Source organism: Aquimarina sp. ERC-38 (assembly GCF_026222555.1).
GTDB lineage: Bacteria > Bacteroidota > Bacteroidia > Flavobacteriales > Flavobacteriaceae > Aquimarina.
Genome location: NZ_CP098511.1, coordinates 1,780,633 through 1,799,637 on the forward strand (window position 1 = coordinate 1,780,633; position 19,005 = coordinate 1,799,637).

A 19,005-nucleotide genomic window follows, 5' to 3' on the forward strand; every position below is an offset into this window, starting at 1 on the left:
TAAATCTTTAAGAGTGAAGTGGTGTGGTTGAATCTACAACTTTACAGTTTTAATTTCAATAGTATTTGGAGAAAGACCTTCTGAACTTGCTTTTATTTTGATTGTGCCTTCTTCTAAAGATGATTTGACAATAAGCAAACATTTTCCGTAGAAAGCTTTGATAAAAGGTTCTTGAAAAGACTCTAAAGAAGCAGAGTTACCGTTACCGACAGCTTTAAACGCACCGTTTCCGTTTACCTCAAAATTCACCAGGTTTTCCGCATTTGGGCATAAGTTACCGTCTTTATCCTCAATTCTTACCGTTATAAAGGATAAATCTTTACCATCTGCATCTATTTTAACACGATCTGCAATTAATTTAATTTTGGCAGGTTTCCCGGCAGTTTTAATTTCTTTGCTTACCAGCTTTTTTCCGTTTTTATAACCTACCACTTTGATACTTCCCGGTTGATACGGAACCTCCCAGGATAATCGATATTTGGATTTAAAAATACCTCGGTTAAAATTATATCCTTCTGTTTCAAATCCCCTGTATTCTGTAAATACATCGGTCAGGTCTTTTCCTTTAACCTTTTTACCGAAGGATTTTCCATTTACAAACAATTCGGCTTCATCACAATTAGTATAGGCAAAGACCGGGATGGTTTCTCCTTTTTTTTCTTCCCAGTTCCAATGTGGTAATACGTGAATCATAGGTTCTGTGGTCCATTGGCTTTGATATAGATAAAACCGGTCTTTAGGGAAACCGCATAGGTCTACCGGAGCAAAATAAGAAGCGTGAGACGGCCAGTCGTCATTCCAGTAACCATTAGTAGAATTATCTTTACCACCGTAAGGAGTTGGTTCGCCCAAATAATCAAATCCGGTCCAGATAAATTCACCTAGTACATCAGGATTAGCTTCTTGTGCATCAAATTCAACATCTGGTGAGTACGCCCAGGGTGGCCCTACGGTAACGTCATAACTGGAAACCTGATTGGTTTCTTTTTTAACGGTGTAGTCTAAAGGGATATCGTAGTACCCTCGCGTACTTGTTTGTGAAGAGGTTTCAGATCCGTAGAAGATCATATCCGGATTTTGTTCTCTTATTTCAGCGTAATACGCAGGCTTATAGTTAACGCCTACTACGTCTATCTGATATGCTAATTTATTAGTAAAGGATGCAGGATAATAGTTGAAACCAGCCGTAGTTGGGCGCGTATCATCCTCATCATGGCAAATGTCATTTAGCATTTTTGCTACTTTCCACCCGTCTTCCTGACTTTGTTCCAAAATTTCGTTACCAATACTCCACATGATGACCGAAGGATGATTGCGATCTCTCTTAATCATATCCCTTAAATCAATTTCTGCCCACTCGTCAAAATAGTTACTATAACCATTTGGTACTTTAGGGGTTTTCCATTCATCAAAAGCCTCATCAATAACTACAATTCCCAGGCGATCACAAACCTGTAACATTTCTGTAGAAGGGGGGTTATGACTTGTTCTCAGTGCATTAGCTCCCATTTGTTGCATGATCTGCATTTGACGTTCTGTAGCTCTGTAATTTACAGCTGCCCCAAGCGGGCCAAGGTCATGATGCATACATACCCCATTAAGTTCAACGGCATTACCATTTAAATAAAAACCATCCTTTTTAAATTCAATCGTTCGAATTCCAAACTCCGTTTCATATTCGTCAACCACTTGATTACCTATTTTTAACTGACTTATAGCTTTGTATAAATTGGGTTTTCCAATATCCCAAAGCAACGGATTCTTTATAACAATTCGCTGGATATGTTTAGTTTTAGTTCCATTCTTAGACGTGATGCTTTGCAAGTCTCCGGCAACTTTGTTGTTGTCTTTGTCTAGTATGGTAGTTTCCAGTTGGATTGCAGTGTTAGCTTTTGTTGTGTTTTTTACGGTAGTTTCTATCTGAACCGTTGCTTTTTTATCGGTAACTTCCGGAGTAGTGACGTAAGTGCCCCACTGCGGAATGTGTATGGGTTCATTTATTTTCAATCGTACATTACGATATAAACCAGCTCCGGCGTACCATCTGCCGGACAAAACTTCAGGGGCTAACTGCACGGCTATCACATTGTCCTTATCAAAGTTAATATGAGGTGTCAAATCGTATTCAAAACCGCTATACCCGTAATGCCGAAAACCTAAGAAATGACCGTTAATCCAGACTTTAGAATTATTCATAGCACCATCAAATTCAATAGATATATGCTTATTTTTAAATTTATTTTCAATGGTAAAATGTTTCCTATACCAGGAAATACCATCCGTAGGAAGCCCGCCATTTCTAGCGTTGTATTTCTTATCAAAAGGCCCTTCTATGGCCCAGTCATGAGGGAGGTTTACTGTTCTCCAGTTTTTATCGTTTACATCAATAGTTTCTCCTGCTGCTATCGAATCATTTAAAAATAACCAGTTTGCATTAAAATTTTGGTCTGCTACTACTTCAATTTTGTTTTTCTGACCAAGGAGACAGGTTGTAGTCAATAGCCATAAAATAAGAGTAACACTTTTAAGGTGTGCCATGCGTTAATTGTAATTTAGTCGTAGTATTAGTGGTTTTTTGATAACAGTCTGAAATATCCAAAGAGTCATCCATACTTTTTTGTAATTGTTCTAATTCTTTAAATAAAGATGCAAAACGTTCTTTTTGTTCGGGTTCATTAGCAATATCGTACATCTCTTCCGGATCGTTTTCTAAGTCAAATAAAAGTGTTTTTTTTATTTTCGGATATACTAATAGTTTATAACCATCCTTTCTGATCATGCGTTGTGCATCCCGATAAGCACCATAGATCGCAGTATATTTACTAGCTGTTTCTGTTCCCTTTGCTATATCTAAAAAACTATTAAACTCAACATATTCCGGTTTTTTGACTCCGGCAATTTCCAGTGAGGTTGCCATTGCATCTTGTAAATAAACATCAGTATCTGTTTTCTTATTTTTTGGAATATCGGGGCCTAAAATAATCATAGGTGGCCTGATACTATGGTCAAATAAGTTTTGCTTTCCTAATAACCCGTGACGCCCCATGGCTAAACCATGATCAGCAGTAAAGATAATATAAGTATTGTTCATTTTGCCGGAAGCCTTAAGAGCCTGAAGGATTTTACCAATTTGTGCATCTACATGGGTAATACTGGCATAATATTCTTTAGTATGTGTTTTTATAGCTAGTTCTGTTCGAGGAAAAGGTGCTAAAGCTTCGTCTCTCACGTTTTGACCACTTGCCATGTCTTGTTTATACGGATATTGTGGTAAGTAACTTTCAGGAATGGAGATAGTGTTTAAATTATATTTCTCTAAATATTCTTTTGGAGCTTGCCTAGGATCATGCGGCGCATTGAATGCCAGGTACATAAAAAACGGGTTCTCTTTTGTTTCGGCTTCATTTATAAAGAGGATAGCATCGTCTTTTAAGACCTCACTCCAGTGTTTTCCATCTTCCCAAAAACCCCCTTTAGAAGTGTCATACGGAGACCAGGATGTGTCTGATACAAATTGGGGACGACCATATCCATCAGGCATGATGGCAGCAAAATTAGCGTTTTGAACTTTAGTTATAGAGTCTATCTTTCTGGCCATGACCTTGTGATCCCATGCATCTTTTGGCATACCTGCTCTTACATGCCGGGTATGCTGAAAAACGCTATCAGCTGGAGCATCCACGTGCCATTTACCGGTCATATAGGTGTCATAGCCTTGCGATTCTAATAATTTACCCCAGGTTTTATCCAGGGCTCTATTTTTATTCCAGTTCTTTCTAAAATGATTAGCTTTCCATACCGACCTTCCGGAGATTAACATAGCCCTGGACGCAGCACAGACAGCACCACTCCAGGCACCCATATTGTACACGTGGGTAAGCGTCGTACCTTCTCGGACTAATGAATCCATGGTTGGGGTAATAATTTCTTCGTTTCCTAAAGCATGTATGGATGAATAGGTTTGATCATCTGTAAAGATAAATACGATATTAGGTTTTTGTTTAGTAGTAGTATTCTTTCCGGTTTTTGTACCACATGAAAAAAGAAGGCTAACCGCCATTAGTAGAGAAAAGGGAATCTTCATAGTTGTACGTGTAGAAATAAAATTACGAATCATTAATTACATATGCCTACGTGTTCTTGCAGATCAAAAGTCAGGTTTATCCGTATAAATAGGAAGCACAGATGATTTTTATAAGGCAACAAATGTTTTACGCTTTTGTTTATGCCTTACTATCTTTGAGTCTAACGTATTTACTGGGAATAACCCCAAATTGTTTTTTAAAACATTTAGAGAAATAAGATGCGGTATTAAAACCGGTTCTGTACATAATCTCCTTGACAGAAAGGTCACTTTTCTCAAAAAGCTGAACGGCTCTTTTTAATCGAATATTTCTGATAAATTCACTGGAAGAAAGTCCAGTAAGTTCTTTTGTTTTTAAATACAAATTACTTCGGCTCATATTCATTTCCTTAACAAGCATTTCCACACTAAAATCCGAATTCATCATATGCTTTTCAACAATCTCAATGGCATTCTGCAAGAATATTTCATCAGATGAAGTGACCGTTACATCTTTAGGTTGAAGTACAATATCTTTATTAAAACGTTTTCTAAGTTCTTCTCTTTGTTTTAAAATGTTAGCTAACTTAAGTTCTAACAATTCCATATCAAAAGGTTTTCTAATATAAGCATCAGCCCCTGTTTTTAAACCTTCGATTTCTTTTTCTTGCGAAATTTTGGCAGTCAGCATTACTACAGGTATATGGCTGGTTTCTTTGGTACTTTTTAATTTATTACATAAGGCAATACCATCCATCACCGGCATGATCAAATCGGTTACGACCAGGTTAGGCATAACCTTTTTTACCAGTTCAAAACCTTTTTCACCGTTTTCTGCTTCATAAATATAATATGACTCTCCCAGTCCTTTTTTTATAAACGACCTGATGTCCGGATTATCATCTACAATTAATAATACTGGTAATTTAGACCGGGACCTTATCATATTGTTATCTGCAATATCATCCATCACACCTATTGCATGCGTATCTGCGTCTTCCTGGGTGATAAAGGTGCTGGCTTCGAATACTTCATGAAATTTTAAACCGCTTTTCTTAATATAGGTTTCTTTTTCTTTAGGAAGCCAAACGGAAAAGGTAGTTCCGGTTTCAGCATTGCTTTTAACCTTTATAATTCCCTGATGAAGCTCCACCAGGTTTTTAGTATAAGAAAGCCCAATCCCGGTTCCCTTCGTTTTTAAATGTGAAGACAGGTCAGCTTCGGTATAAAACCGTTCAAAAATATGTTGAATTCTATGTGCCGGAATACCAGGACCTGAATCTTTTACCTGTATTAAAATATATTTGGACTCGTCAATCTCTAAGTCCGGGAACGTAGGTTTTTTAGGATCTTTTCCGTCGAAGATTTTTAATGAAATAGTACCATGTTCCGGAGTAAATTTAAAGGCATTGGATAATAAGTTATTTATGATCTTTTCGATAGCATCGGCATCAAACCAACTGTAGATAGTGTCTTTTGAAATAGTAACATCAAAAGATATATCTTTTTTAAGACCTAAAAATTGAAAGGGTTCGCTTATTTCTTTTAAGAATTCTACAATATTGCTCTTAGATAAATTCAGATTCATTTTACCATGATCCATTTTTCTAAAATCTAATAATTGGTTGATAAGCCTAAGCAGGTAGTCCGTATTCTTCCGCATCAGGATATACTGGTCTTTCACCTCTTTAGCACTCAGGGTGTTTCCTTTTTTTATTAGAAAATCCAAGGGTCCTTTTATAAGGGTTAGGGGAGTCCTGAACTCGTGAGAAATATTAGTAAAAAACTCCAGCTTTACCTTTTGTATTTCTTCGTTTTTTTCTTTCTCCAAATATTCCAGGTCCAATCGGTGTTTTCGGTTTGCTCTTATAATAGTATACCTTCTAAACGCTAAAAGCAAGCCTATAGCCAGAAGTAAATAACATATTTTGGCTGCATTTGTTTTCCATAAAGGTGGTTTTACGTGTATATCGAGACTGATAGGGGTTTCCAGCCAGACATTGTCATTATTTGAGGCTTTTACTTTTAACGTGTATAAACCAGGTTCCAGGTTGGTATAGGTTGCATATCGGTTATCTGATGAGGTATAAACCCATTCTTCATCAAAGCCTTCTAATTTATAAGCGTACTTGTTCTTTTTTGAAGCAGCGTAGTGTAAGGCTGCAAATTCGAATGAAAAACTGTTTTCTATATGTTTTAATTCAATTTCTTTAATTTCATTAATTGATTTGTCCAGAATCACTCGTCCGTTAATACTTTCACCGATTGCAATGGGTTTATTAAATATGGAGAAGTTGGTGAAAACGGTTTCCGGAATAAATGTATTATTTATAATTTCTTCCGGATAGAAGGCATTAAATCCGTTAACACCGCCAAAAAGTAATTTGCCGTCTACGGTTTTAAAAGCTGCCAGTTCACTGAATTCATTACTTTGTAGACCGTCATTCACATCATAGTTTTGAAAAGTTTCTTCTCTGGGGTCAAATTTGGAAATCCCTTTATTTGTAGAGAGCCAAAGGTTATCCTGTTCGTCTTCCAGGATTCCTTTAATTACATTGTTGGGTAACCCGTCATTTTCAGAATAACTTTTAAATCGTATCGACTGGGATCCGGAACCTGGAATTAATTTGTTTAATCCACCGCCAAAAGTTCCTATCCAGATCGTACCGGATTTACTTTCAAAAACAGTTAAAATATAGTTATGGCTTAGGCTGGTATCATCTTTAGGATTGTTTTTAAAAACATCAAACTTTGGGTTTTTAGACCGTATCTGGTTCGGGGTTAAACGAGAGAGCCCTTTTCCGGTGGCAAACCAAATATTACCTTGAGAATCCTGATGTATATCCCGAACAATATTGTTTGAAATGCTAAATTCATTAGTGGCATCGTATCTTAAAATATCTTTAGTAAAACTTAAACTGTCCTTATTGATCAACCATCGTCGTACGCCACTCGTATACGTACCTATCCATACATTTTTTGCATTGTCCTGCATTAAAGAAAACACACTATTAGGTGTATCCTCCATAGGTTTAATATCTTTATCAGTTATAGGTTTATCCCCGTCTAAATCTATTCCGAACATACCGGGAGAGTTTTCACATCCGATTAAAAGCCTTCTTTTATTCTTTAATTGAATTTCTTCTAGAGCAAATACTTTACTCAACATTTTAAAATTCTTAAACCCCCTGTCGCTACCATCTTTACTTTGTAAATTGAGTCCTCCTCCTTCTGTTCCTACCCATAGGTTCTGATAACTGTCCTGATATATTGAACGTATTTTATTATTACTAAGGCTGCCAGGGTCCAGACTTTTCTTAAAATGCCAAAATTGTTTGCGTTGCGGATCGAATTTATTAACGCCACCGCCATTAGTTCCCACCCAAACAATGCCGGTGCTGTCGATATATAATGATTTTATAGTGTTTTTAGTAAGACTTTTTTCCGAATTTTGAGGATCGTAGCGGTAGGTGCTGATGAGCTCCGGAGCTTCTGTTTCAGACAAGTTGGAGAATTCAAGAAGGCCATCATCCGTACCCGCCCAGATATGCTGATTACTGATTTGTACCGAATTAAATACGCCTTCATGAATAAACTGTACCTCTTTATTAGCTGTTTCACGGAGGTATCGGTATAAACCATCTTTAGTCCCCAAAATCAAGTTACCGTAACTATCTTCATTAATAGCCATTACATTGGAATCAGGAAAATTAGTTAAATCATTTAAACATTGAAAATAAAAATCTCCGTTCCTGTCCCTGGCTAGTTTTGATAACGTCTTTGCACCACCGATCCATATCTGCCCCGTACTATCTTCAAAAAAAGAAAATACAATATTCCTTTTCCCCGTAGGAGCTTCGGTGTTAGGGTATAAATTAAAATGTTTGAACTTCAGAGAGTCGAGAGGTTGATTAAGGTCAACCATATCGATACTGCTTGAGTTGCCTACCCAGAGGCGGTTTGCGCTATCTCTGAAAAGTTGTGTTATATAATCATTATGGATACTGTTCTTATTATTTTTATCCGAAGTAAATGAGGTGAATTCTTCGGTCTCCCTGTTAAAATAGTTTAACCCTCCTCCTGTAGTACCAATCCACAAATTACCCTGCTCATCGTCAATAATTTTCCAGACTAAGTTACTACTGATGCTCTTCGTGTTTTTAATATCCGGCTTATAAATAGTGAATTCGTAACCATCATATCTGTTTAAGCCATCATGGGTGCCGAACCACATAAAACCATCATCATCTTGAAAAATTGTATTGACATCACTTTGAGATAGACCGTTCTCTGTAGTCAAATGTTCAAAGTTTAACGCATTTTGAGTATAGGCAGTAAAAGGCTCTAGAATAAGTAAAATCAGAAAAAACCTTACCGTTTTTTGGAGCGCATGATATGTTTTTAAGTAGGTAGTCATATTAACAAATATATTAAATTATAAACGCAGATTTTAGATAATATTAACGCATTAGAATAGATAAGATTATAAAAGGGGTTTTATAAAGTTCTTTTTATCAGGTATTTGTAATTTTATAGATAGGAATCAGGTAACTATTAAATAACATTCTGTGGTATCTTTTAAATCATATACTATAATGATACCTATTTAATATCCTAATTTTACAAATTGATAAGTTAGTGCCCGGACAGGTCACTTTTAGAGATAAATAATACAAATTAATGAAATATATAGTTTGCGAGAAGCCGGGGGAGTTCCTCTTAAAAGAAAAAGACCCTCCGGTCAGAAAGGCAGGCGAAGCACTGTTGCAGATTAACAAAGTAGGTATTTGTGGTACGGATTTACATGCCTATGCCGGTAACCAGGCCTTTTTTACTTATCCGCGAATTTTAGGTCACGAACTGGCCTCTGTGGTGCTGGAAATAGGAGCAAATGAAAGAGGCATTAAGACGGGTGATAGGGTGGTAGTCATGCCCTATTTAAGTTGCGGTACCTGTATTGCTTGTAAGCATGGTAAAACAAATTGTTGTACCAACATCAAAGTTCTGGGAGTGCACGGTGACGGAGGGATGCAGGAGCAAATCACCGTTCCGTCAACTATCCTGTTAAAGGCAAACCATCTTTCGGATAATGAAATGGCAATTGTCGAGCCACTGGCCATCGGAGCACATGCCATAAGAAGAGCTAGTATTCAAAAAGGGGAAACAGTGGCGATAGTAGGCTGCGGTCCTATCGGAATTGGTATTATGAAACTGGCACAAATTGCAGGTGCAAGGGTAATCGCAATCGATACGAACGAGGAACGTATGCAATACGCCAAAGAGAAAATTGGGGTTGATTTTATCGTAAAAGCCGGAAAAGAAGCGGTAACAGAAATAGAAAATATTACCAATGGTGATCTTTGTACAGCAGTATTTGATGCTACCGGAAACAAGTTTGCTCTGGAGGATTGTCCGAACTATATGTCCCACGGAGGACGTTTTATCCTGGTAGGGCTTTCCAAAGGAGAGTTGACCTATGCACATCCTAAAATACATGCTAAAGAAATGACCTTAATGTGTAGCCGGAACGCGACGACAGAAGATTTTGAACATGTAATTAATGTACTGGATCAATTTCCTACGGAATCTTTTATTACGCATTCCGTAGATTTTACAGAAATGATCTCACATTTTGACAGTTGGTTACAACCGGAAACAGGAGTGATAAAAGCATCTGTTAATTTCAACTAGATAATGACTCAGAGTTACGCTCAAATAGATACAAAGGATAACATTATTGTAGCCATAACTCCTTTAAGAAAGGGGTTAAAAGCTGTGATTGCCGACCAGGAAGTTATCTTAAAAGAAGATATTAAACAAAAACATAAATTCTCCCTATATGATTTTAAAATAGGCGATGAAATTTATATGTACGGCGTATTAATTGGGAAAGCGGTACAGCCCATACCTTCTGGTTGTGCGATTACTATTGATAACGTAAAACATGCCTCTGCAAATTTTAAAGAGGACAGAGAGAAGTACACATGGACTGCTCCGGATATCACCAATTTTAAAGGTAGCACCTTTAACGGATATTACAGGGAAGACGGTAAAGTAGGAACTGCTAATTATTGGTTAGTCATTCCTTTAACCTTTTGTGAAAACAGGAATTTGGACGTTTTGGAAGGCGCCTTATTGGAAAAACTAGGTTATGAAACGAAGAAGGACTTTGCCGTTGATACGGATGCGCTGATCAATGCTTATAAAAACGGGGCATCCCCGGATGACATTTTAAACACCCCGGTTATTACAACAAAAGAAGAGCGGTCTAAAAACAGACTCTTCCCGAATGTGGACGGAATTAAATTCTTAAAACATGACGGCGGTTGTGGGGGGATCCGGCAGGATGCCGAAGTTCTGGTAAAATTACTGGCAGGCTATATCACAAACCCAAATGTAGCCGGAGCTACCATCTTTAGCCTCGGTTGCCAGAATGCACAGATATCTATGCTGCAAAAAGCCATAAAAGATATTGATCCGAATTGTACCAAAACCGTTCATTATCTGGAACAACAGAAAAGCGCCAGTGAAAGGCATCTGATAGAAGAAGCGGTAAAGCATACGTTTATTGGTTTGATGGAAGCAAATCAACTTACCAGAAAACCAGCACCATTAAGTAAACTGGTATTGGGCTTAGAATGCGGAGGATCGGATGGTTTCTCCGGAATATCTGCAAACCCTGCATTAGGTTATGCCTCAGACTTGTTAGTAGCCCTAGGAGGATCCCCGGTATTATCCGAATTTCCAGAGTTGAACGGAGTTGAACAAGAGCTTATTAACCGATGCGAAACGGTGGCAGATTCTAAGAAATTTTATGGTCTGATGCGTGCTTATTCGGCGGCGGCGGTTGCGGTAGGATCAGGGTTTGAAAACAACCCATCGCCCGGAAATATCAAAGACGGTTTAATTACGGATGCAATGAAATCTGCCGGAGCGGCTAAAAAAGGAGGTACCTCTCCCGTAGTTGAAGTTTTAGACTATACGGAGCAGGTTACAAAACCAGGTCTACACTTATTATGTACCCCGGGTAATGATGTAGAATCTACAACCGGTTTGGTCGGTTCCGGTTGTACTATAGTCGTTTTTACCACAGGTTTGGGAACACCTACAGGCAATCCAATAGCACCGGTTTTAAAAATGTCGAGCAATACGAATTTATATGAACGTATGAATGATATTATTGATATGGACGCTGGAACGGTGATCACGGGCGAGGATACCATTGCCACTATGGGTGAAAAGATTTTAGAACATATTATCAGTGTAGCTAGCGGTGAAACGCCGTCTAAGGCAGTACTGCATGGAAATAACGATTTTATTCCCTGGAAAAGAGGGGTGTCGTTATAAGTAAATTTTCAATTAAATAGGATCATACCCGTTAGGTTTTATAAACACCTCAGCGTACTTGAGAAAATAAAGTGAATGCAAGAATTAAATAGAAATACGGTAACTGCCAAAACTTATACAGAACGTATTATCCAGTTTGGGGAAGGGAACTTTTTAAGGGCTTTTGCTGATTGGATGGTGCATAAAATGAATAAAGAAGCTGATTTTGATGCCGGAGTGGTTGCGGTTCAGCCCATAGATCAGGGGTTGGTTCATTTGCTTAATGACCAGGATGGTTTGTACACTTTATATTTAAACGGTATCAAAAACGGAAAAGCTATTAGCGAATATGAAATTATTGATTGTATTCAAAGAGGAATTGATCCTTATAAAAATTACGAGGAGTATCTGGCACTTGCAGAAAACCCGGATATACGCTTTGTAATTTCAAATACTACGGAAGCAGGAATTACTTATCAGAAGAATGATCAGTTAAATGATACACCCCCTGGTAGTTATCCGGCAAAATTAACCGTATTACTGTATAAACGTTTTCAAAGTTTTGGCAATGCTCAGGACAAAGGCTTGATTATAATTCCATGTGAATTGATTGACAGAAACGGAGATCATTTGAAACAGATTATCTTACAATATGCAGAAGACTGGAAACTAGGAGATCAATTTATAGCATGGATTCATAAAAACAACACTTTTTGTAATACTCTGGTGGATAGAATTGTTCCGGGGTATCCCAAAGATAAAATGGATGCAATTACCGCAGAATTAGGTTATAAAGATAATTTAGTAGTTGAAGGGGAACAATTCCATTTATGGGTAATTGAAGCGCCAGAAAGTGTAAAAAAAGAAATTCCATCTGAAACTTGTAATTTGAATATAGTCTTTACGGATAATATGGAACCTTACCGTACCCGTAAAGTACGTATATTAAATGGTGCGCATACGAGCCTTGTTCCCGTTGGGTTTTTATACGGTATTGATAAAGTACGTGAATCTATAGAAGACGAAGTTGTCGGAACGTATCTAAGGCATGTTATTTTTAATGAAATATGCCCGACTTTGGATTTTCCGGAAGCGGAACTCAATCGGTTTTCAAATGATGTTTTGGACCGGTTTAAAAATCCCTACCTGGAACATGAATTGTTAAGTATTGCTTTAAATTCGACCTCTAAATTTAAAACACGGGTCTTACCATCTGTATTAGAATTTATAAAGAAGAAAAATGAACTGCCAGAAGGCTTATTATTTTCTTTAGCATCCTTACTTGCATTTTATAAAGGAGATCGAGAGGGTCATACGTATTCACTTAAAGATGACCCTACTGCTTTAGAATTTTTTATAGCGCAATGGGCTACTAATGATATTCCATCTTTGGTAAAAGCTAGCTTATCAAACATTAGCTTTTGGGGCACGGATTTAACAGCATACAAAGGTTTGGAAACTAAGGTTTGTACCTACCTTAAGGATATCACCAATAACGGAATGAAAACCGCTTTAAAAACATTTTTAAATAAGTATGATGGTTATTGATTCGCACCAACATTTTTGGAACTACGAACCTGTAAAACACAGTTGGATTGGCGATGATATGTCAGGAATCCGTCGTGATTTTGATCCGCAGGATATAAAAAAAGAACTGGATGCAAATGGCGTTCACGGATGTGTTGCCGTGCAAGCAGATCAGACTTTAGCCGAAACTGATTTTTTAATTCGGCTTTCCGAAGAAAATGATTTCATTAAAGGCATTGTGGGTTGGGTAGATTTAAGAAATCAAAAGGTAAACGGTGATTTAGAACGATATAGTGCCTATAAAAAAGTAAAGGGTTTTCGTCATGTAGTGCAAGGCGAACCGGATCCTAATTTTTTATTGAGGCCTGATTTTCGTAATGGAATTACAGCTTTGGAAAAATATAACTTTACTTATGATATCTTAGTTTTTCCACATCAATTAGGGGCAACTTTAGAATTTGTAAAACAGTTTCCGAATCAAAAATTTGTAATTGACCATCTTGCCAAACCTTATATTAAAGATGGGTTTTTTGATGGTTGGGCTACACTTATGACTGAGATTGCAGAACACGAGAATGTATCTTGTAAAATTTCAGGGATGATTACAGAAGCGGATTATCATAACTGGACATCAGACCAATTGCACCCTTATATGGATATGGTGTTAAATACTTTTGGAACTAATAGAATCCTGTATGGTTCGGATTGGCCGGTATGCCTGGTTGCCGGAAATTATAAGCAGGTAAAAGATATTGTCACAAATTTTATAGCAACTTTATCCCAGGATGAACAGGAGGATATTATGGGTAAAAATGCTATTCAATTTTATAATTTATAATATATGATTCATTTGAATAGAACATATCATGAAATCCGTCAGTTCGAATGTTTCGACCAAAGGAAGAAGTGTATTTCATCTACGTTCAGTAGAACTATTAAGTCTTTCGACCAGGTTCAAAATGATAAAGATTTTAGTCAAAAAAGCTATTCTCGATACATTTTTTCTTCATTTCATTACGAAAAAACACTCGAATTGACGCTTTTTTCTTTAAATATATTTGGAATAGCTTATAATACATGCTTATGGATTTAGGACTTAAAGGAAAAATTGTTGTGGTTACCGGAGCGGCGGGGATTAAAGGGAGTATCGGAGAAACCATTGTTCAGCACCTGGCAAATGAAGGTGCTATTCCAGTCATAGTTTGTAGGAATGACCGTGGTATAGGTTATGAAAAGGAGTTACAGGATAAAGGGATTGATGCATTATTTGTAAAAACGGATTTATCAGATCACAAACAGATTGAGGCAGCCGCCCAGGTCATAGATAAGAAATACGGACGAATTGATGCTTTGATTAATAATGTAGGGGTAAATGACGGCGTAGGTCTGGATGCCTCAATAGCTGATTTCATGCGTTCATTACAATTAAATATGGTAAGTTTTTTTGCGATGACCAAATACTGTTTACCTATGATTAAAAAAGTGAAAGGAAATATTTTAAACATTGGTTCAAAGGTTGCGCTTACCGGTCAGGGAGGTACTTCCGGGTACGCTGCTTCAAAAGGGGGAGTTATTGGTCTAACCCGGGAATGGGCCGTTGATTTAATTAAAGACGGAATTCGTTCAAACGCTATTATCATTGCCGAAAGTTGGACCCCAGCTTATCATAACTGGATCAAAACGCTCGAAAATGGAGAAGAAAAATTAAAGTCCATCGTAAAAAAGATTCCTTTAGAAAACAGAATGACTACGCCGGCAGAAATTGCGGATCAATGTTTATTCACTATTTCAGAAAAGTCATCACATACTACGGGTCAATTTATAACCGTAGACGGTGGATATGTTCATTTAGATCGTTCTTTATTAACAGAATAAACTTTGGACACAATTAAAACATAGATGCTATCTAATTCTTTGTTTTAACTTTTTAATTGATTAAAAGTATAAGAATTAAACTATAACAGATGACTCAAACAACTAAAGCTCCTATCATTTCATCCGGATTACTGGTGCCTTTTATACTCATAACTTTTTGTTTTGCCCTTTGGGGTTTTGCCAATGACATTACCAATCCTTTAGTCAGTGCTTTTGGCCGTATATTTAATCAAAGCCAAACAATTAGTTCATTTACACAAGTTGCTTTTTACGGGGGTTATTGTCTGATGGCAATACCAGCCGCATTATTTATCAAAAAATATTCATATAAATCCGGTATTTTATTAGGTTTAGCACTTTATGCCGTTGGTGGATTAATCTTTATCCCGGCAGCATCTACGGGTTTGTTTTGGCCTTTTTTAGCTGCCTTTTTTATCTTGACCTGCGGACTAAGTTTTTTAGAAACCAGTGCAAATCCCTACATACTTTCTATGGGGGAAGAATCAACATCTACGCAAAGGTTGAACCTGGCACAAGCTTTTAATCCGATTGGTTCTATAACTGGTGCCTGGGTAGCTAAAGATTTTATTTTAGCAAAAATGAACAAGTTGAGTACCGCAGAAAGAGCAGCTTTACCTAAGGAAGAGTTTGAAGTTATTAAGATGTCCGATTTACAGGTGATTAAAGCTCCTTACGTGATTATAGGCTCGGTCATTGCCGTAATGTTTATCATTATTCTTTTAAAGAAAATGCCAAGAAATAAAGAAGTGGATTCTGGTAAGGGTTTGGATATTAAAGGTACGATGAATCGATTATGGTCGAATATACGATATAAAGAAGGTGTTTTAGCTCAGGCTTTTTATGTGGGTGCCCAGATATGCGTATGGACTTATACCATACAATATGGGACTAAAGTTTTTATGGATCGCGGGATGATCGAGGCCGAAGCTTCGGTTGAAGCGGGTTCCTATACAATTTATGCTTTGATTGTCTTTGCTGTAGCCCGATTTGCATGTACTTTTTTGTTGAAATATTTAACTCCCGGTTCCCTGTTAATGGCATTGGCAATAGGTGGGGTGCTCTTATCAATTCCTGTTATTGCCGTTGGGGGAATGATTGGTTTGTACGCATTGGTTGCCATTTCGGCTTGTATGTCCCTTATGTTTCCTACCATATATGGGATTGCGCTAAAAGGGGTGGGTGATGATGCTAAACTGGGAGCTGCAGGTCTGGTTATGGCAATTGGGGGAGGAGCTTTACTTCCGTACCTACAAGCCTATATGATTGATACGATTGATGTAAACACATCATATATTTTACCACTGATCTGTTTTGTTTTTATAGCGATTTATGGGTTCCGATCTTATAAAAAATATCCTGTTGGAGGAGTTGAATAGTAAACTGAAATAATATGATGACCACTAAGAGATATTGTTACGCCTGTGATCTAAAGGATAATGCTCAACTCATTGCAGCATATAAAGCGTATCATGCAGAAGGTAAAGCATGGCCGGAAATTACTAAAAGCATCAAAGATGCAGGTATTGTGGATATGCAAATTTACCTTACCGGGAATAGAATGTTTATGATTATGGAAGTGGATGAGACTTTTAACCCGGAAGAAAAGGCAAAAATGGATGCGAACAATCCCAAAGTACAGGAATGGGAACGTTTAATGTGGAAATACCAACAGGAATTACCCTGGGCGAAAAAAGGGGAGAAGTGGATTGCCCTGGAACAAATATTTCAGCTTTGATTTTTTATGTTATATGCTTTGTGTGATTTAGCTTTATACACTCGTTTGGTTTCTGTAATGACTTGGGGAAACACCCAGGTGTCTTTTAAAATACTTTACAAAATACGAGGCATCTTCAAAACCAACTTTAAAAGCTACTTCGCTTATTTGCAGGCTTGAAAATTTAAGTAAGCGTTGTGCTTCTAGTATAATACGTTCCGAGATCAATTGAGATGCGGATTTGCCAATAACTTCTTTAGTAATGGTAGTCAGTGTTTTTGAAGATATATGAAGCCTTTCGGCATAGTGTGCAACAGAAAGTCCTTTTTGATAATTTTCTTCGATCAGGTTTTTATACTGTGCAAAAATTAATTCGTGATGACTGTTAAATTTAATATGAGTTTTATTTGCATCCTGATTGATACGTTCTAATATAATAAGTAGAGATTTAAGGGAAAATCTAATAATATCTTCATAACCGAACAGGTGTTTTTTTGTAAGTTCTTCCCTCATGATGTTAATATAACCTGAGGCAGTTTGAGCCGTTTTAGTATCTATTTCATAACAAGGATCTTCTTTAGAACTAAAGACATTGTATTTTAAAAAAATATCTACGTCATTATGCATAAAAAAATGTTCGTTAAAATGTATCAACCATCCCTGAACATCTAGATTATTGTCAAAAGCATGGATATGATCTTTTGAAATAAAAAGAATGGTATTCTTCTTAATATTAAATGTTTTAAAATCTACCGTATGTGTGCCGCCCTCTTTAAAAAACCAAATGATCTGATAGTAACTATGAGAATGCGGTATAGCAGCTTTTTTTGCACTCTTTCTCCGGTACTCGTTCAGTTCATAGATTTGAAATTGTAACTTCTCCGGGTGCGCTTTGTGAAGGTGATATTGTTCCATTTTTAAGTCATGTTTATTCATCCGGATTTTAGGAATTGCCAGAAAAAGATGTTCGCCTGAATCAATAATCTCCAATTAATTTTTGTGCAGCTACAATTCCGCTGTAAATCGCACCATCCATATAACCACCGTATACCGGAGATGTCTCTGCCCCTGAAAATAACAATTTACCATTCATATAATCCTCTGAAAAAACTGAGTTACCATATTGAGGGCTCATATAGATGGATTTAATTCGTTTACAGGAGGTGTTTTTATCCTGAGACCAATCTTTTTCTTGATAGGTAAGATAGTCAAAAACTTCTTCTCCCAGGTATTTTACAAGATGGCTTAAGATTTTTTCTTTCCGCTCCTTTGGTAAAATGTCTCTTAAAGCTTCGTTGACAAATCCCATCAGGGCATACGAATTATCTTCGGCATTACTATGGTCATATAATTCGGTGACCGCACCTACCTGTCCGATCAGAGTTCCTGACAAGTTCTTTTCTCTCCAGAAAGGTTTTTTAAATGTCAATCCTACTTTAATCGCATTACTCATCCAGGTATGAGTGGTTTTCATCGCCTTTATGGTTCTATCGGAAAGCTCAGGGTTAAAAGTAATACGGGTTGCAATACGTGGGGGTATGGTGATAATTACTTTATTGGCGTAATACGTTCCGTTATCAGTAATTACTTCAACTCCGGTTGCTGTTTCCTTAATTGCCGTAACGGTTGTAGAAGTTTGTATCTTTTCTCGGTTGATTGCCGTTAAGCTTCGGATCATGGCACTACTTCCTCCGGAAATCCTATAGGCGGATGGGGTACTAGGGTCATTTTCAAAATAATGTGCGGGTGCCATTGAACTATAGACCAAAACACTTTTACCATTACTGTATTGATGAAATTTTTCTATATCCAAATCATCTAATAAATTCAGGACATTTTGATGATGATTTTGAAACCAGGTAGCACCCAGGTCAATACCGTTTATAGTAGAAATACGACCGCCGGTACGGTCACGGGATTCTAATATAACAAAACTGGTTTCCTTCAGCTTATTTAAAAAATAAGCCGAAGTGAGACCAGAAAGACCAGCACCTACTATGACATATTTAGTAGTATTTTGCTCTGTCATTTTTTAATCCATTAAATGCGTACCGTGAACAACTGCAGCACCTGCCCGTAAAGCAGCCGCTACAAAAGTTACTTCTGCCAGTTCTTCAGGGGTTGCACCCGCTTCTACAGCGTGCTTTTTATGTATTTCAAGACAATAAGGACATTGGGTGGTCAGTGCTACGGCTAATGCTATTAACTCTTTATATTTTTTTGGGATTGCTCCATCAGCAAGTGCAGCCTGATCAAGCGCCTGAAATGCTTTCATGGCAGGTTCTGCGTTTTTTCCCAGTGTACCTAATTTCTTTAGGTGATTCATATCGTACATACTATACTTTTTTTAGGTTATAAGGCTAAATCAATATTATTTATGTAGAACCAAAGTTTTACTATGATTTATGTCAAACAGTATTGATTTAGCTTTTTTTATAAGAAGTTATTAAAGTAAACTTCGTTTTATATTCTGATTTAT

Annotated in this window: 13 protein-coding genes; 7 read left to right on the forward strand and 6 right to left on the reverse strand. The window is 37.1% G+C overall.

All coding sequences use genetic code 11. The annotated features are described in order from the left end of the window. Positions 1–33 precede the first annotated feature (33 nt). From NBT05_RS07480 to NBT05_RS07490, 3 genes are all read right to left on the reverse strand, one after another. Positions 34–2,538, reverse strand: coding sequence for a glycoside hydrolase family 2 TIM barrel-domain containing protein (locus NBT05_RS07480; RefSeq protein WP_265772869.1), 2,505 nt, complete (start codon positions 2,536–2,538; stop codon positions 34–36). Then, on the reverse strand, positions 2,525–4,084 hold the full coding sequence (locus NBT05_RS07485; RefSeq protein WP_265772870.1) for a sulfatase-like hydrolase/transferase: 1,560 nt from the start codon (positions 4,082–4,084) through the stop codon (positions 2,525–2,527). Before NBT05_RS07485 ends, NBT05_RS07480 begins: the two co-directional genes overlap by 14 nt. A 139-nt stretch (positions 4,085–4,223) precedes the next feature. Further along, positions 4,224–8,480, reverse strand: a complete 4,257-nt coding sequence (locus tag NBT05_RS07490) for a two-component regulator propeller domain-containing protein (RefSeq protein ID WP_265772871.1) — start codon at positions 8,478–8,480, stop codon at positions 4,224–4,226. A gap of 263 nt (positions 8,481–8,743) precedes the next feature. Here NBT05_RS07490 and NBT05_RS07495 point away from each other — a divergent pair, with 263 nt between their 5' ends. The 7 genes from NBT05_RS07495 (at position 8,744) to NBT05_RS07525 (ending at position 16,547) form a co-directional block, all read left to right on the forward strand. Further along, positions 8,744–9,754 (forward strand): zinc-binding alcohol dehydrogenase family protein, encoded by a 1,011-nt coding sequence (locus NBT05_RS07495; RefSeq protein WP_265772872.1) that lies wholly within the window; start codon positions 8,744–8,746, stop codon positions 9,752–9,754. Between the two features lie 3 nt (positions 9,755–9,757). Continuing rightward, a complete protein-coding gene (locus tag NBT05_RS07500) occupies positions 9,758–11,410 on the forward strand; it encodes a UxaA family hydrolase (RefSeq protein ID WP_265772873.1) in 1,653 nt (550 codons plus the stop codon). A 75-nt stretch (positions 11,411–11,485) separates the two neighbouring features. After that, the gene (locus NBT05_RS07505) at positions 11,486–12,937 is read left to right on the forward strand and encodes a tagaturonate reductase (protein ID WP_265772874.1); all 1,452 of its coding nucleotides are present in this window, start codon (positions 11,486–11,488) and stop codon (positions 12,935–12,937) included. Beyond that, positions 12,927–13,754, forward strand: a complete 828-nt coding sequence (locus NBT05_RS07510; protein ID WP_265773219.1) for an amidohydrolase family protein — start codon at positions 12,927–12,929, stop codon at positions 13,752–13,754. Before NBT05_RS07505 ends, NBT05_RS07510 begins: the two co-directional genes overlap by 11 nt. 245 nt (positions 13,755–13,999) lie before the next feature. Beyond that, a complete protein-coding gene (locus NBT05_RS07515; RefSeq protein ID WP_265772875.1) occupies positions 14,000–14,791 on the forward strand; it encodes an SDR family oxidoreductase in 792 nt (263 codons plus the stop codon). Between the two features lie 89 nt (positions 14,792–14,880). After that, positions 14,881–16,188 carry an L-fucose:H+ symporter permease gene (fucP, locus tag NBT05_RS07520; protein WP_265772876.1) on the forward strand — a complete coding sequence of 436 codons (1,308 nt, stop codon included), beginning with the start codon at positions 14,881–14,883 and terminating at the stop codon, positions 16,186–16,188. Positions 16,189–16,205: 17 nt separating this feature from the next. Further along, positions 16,206–16,547, forward strand: coding sequence for an L-rhamnose mutarotase (locus tag NBT05_RS07525; RefSeq protein ID WP_265773220.1), 342 nt, complete (start codon positions 16,206–16,208; stop codon positions 16,545–16,547). Positions 16,548–16,580: 33 nt separating this feature from the next. On the opposite strand, the gene NBT05_RS07530 is transcribed toward NBT05_RS07525, so the two are convergent. The 3 genes from NBT05_RS07530 to NBT05_RS07540 are packed head-to-tail and all read right to left on the reverse strand — an operon-like array spanning position 16,581 to position 18,861. Continuing rightward, complete coding sequence (locus tag NBT05_RS07530; protein ID WP_265772877.1) at positions 16,581–17,516, reverse strand: helix-turn-helix domain-containing protein; 936 nt, start codon at positions 17,514–17,516, stop codon at positions 16,581–16,583. Next, positions 17,503–18,555 carry a flavin monoamine oxidase family protein gene (locus NBT05_RS07535; RefSeq protein ID WP_265772878.1) on the reverse strand — a complete coding sequence of 351 codons (1,053 nt, stop codon included), beginning with the start codon at positions 18,553–18,555 and terminating at the stop codon, positions 17,503–17,505. Before NBT05_RS07535 ends, NBT05_RS07530 begins: the two co-directional genes overlap by 14 nt. A gap of 3 nt (positions 18,556–18,558) precedes the next feature. Further along, positions 18,559–18,861: a carboxymuconolactone decarboxylase family protein gene (locus NBT05_RS07540; protein WP_265772879.1), complete on the reverse strand. Its 303-nt coding sequence runs from the start codon at positions 18,859–18,861 to the stop codon at positions 18,559–18,561. Positions 18,862–19,005 lie beyond the last annotated feature (144 nt).

Coding starts and splice junctions, on each gene's coding strand:
- fucP (WP_265772876.1), top strand. CDS start 14,881: ATGACTCAAACAACTAAAGCTCCTATCATTTCATCCGGATTACTGGTG.
- NBT05_RS07485 (WP_265772870.1), bottom strand. CDS start 4,084: ATGAAGATTCCCTTTTCTCTACTAATGGCGGTTAGCCTTCTTTTTTCA.
- NBT05_RS07505 (WP_265772874.1), top strand. CDS start 11,486: ATGCAAGAATTAAATAGAAATACGGTAACTGCCAAAACTTATACAGAA.
- NBT05_RS07495 (WP_265772872.1), top strand. CDS start 8,744: ATGAAATATATAGTTTGCGAGAAGCCGGGGGAGTTCCTCTTAAAAGAA.
- NBT05_RS07510 (WP_265773219.1), top strand. CDS start 12,927: ATGGTTATTGATTCGCACCAACATTTTTGGAACTACGAACCTGTAAAA.
- NBT05_RS07535 (WP_265772878.1), bottom strand. CDS start 18,555: ATGACAGAGCAAAATACTACTAAATATGTCATAGTAGGTGCTGGTCTT.
- NBT05_RS07515 (WP_265772875.1), top strand. CDS start 14,000: ATGGATTTAGGACTTAAAGGAAAAATTGTTGTGGTTACCGGAGCGGCG.
- NBT05_RS07525 (WP_265773220.1), top strand. CDS start 16,206: ATGACCACTAAGAGATATTGTTACGCCTGTGATCTAAAGGATAATGCT.
- NBT05_RS07480 (WP_265772869.1), bottom strand. CDS start 2,538: ATGGCACACCTTAAAAGTGTTACTCTTATTTTATGGCTATTGACTACA.
- NBT05_RS07540 (WP_265772879.1), bottom strand. CDS start 18,861: ATGTACGATATGAATCACCTAAAGAAATTAGGTACACTGGGAAAAAAC.
- NBT05_RS07490 (WP_265772871.1), bottom strand. CDS start 8,480: ATGACTACCTACTTAAAAACATATCATGCGCTCCAAAAAACGGTAAGG.
- NBT05_RS07500 (WP_265772873.1), top strand. CDS start 9,758: ATGACTCAGAGTTACGCTCAAATAGATACAAAGGATAACATTATTGTA.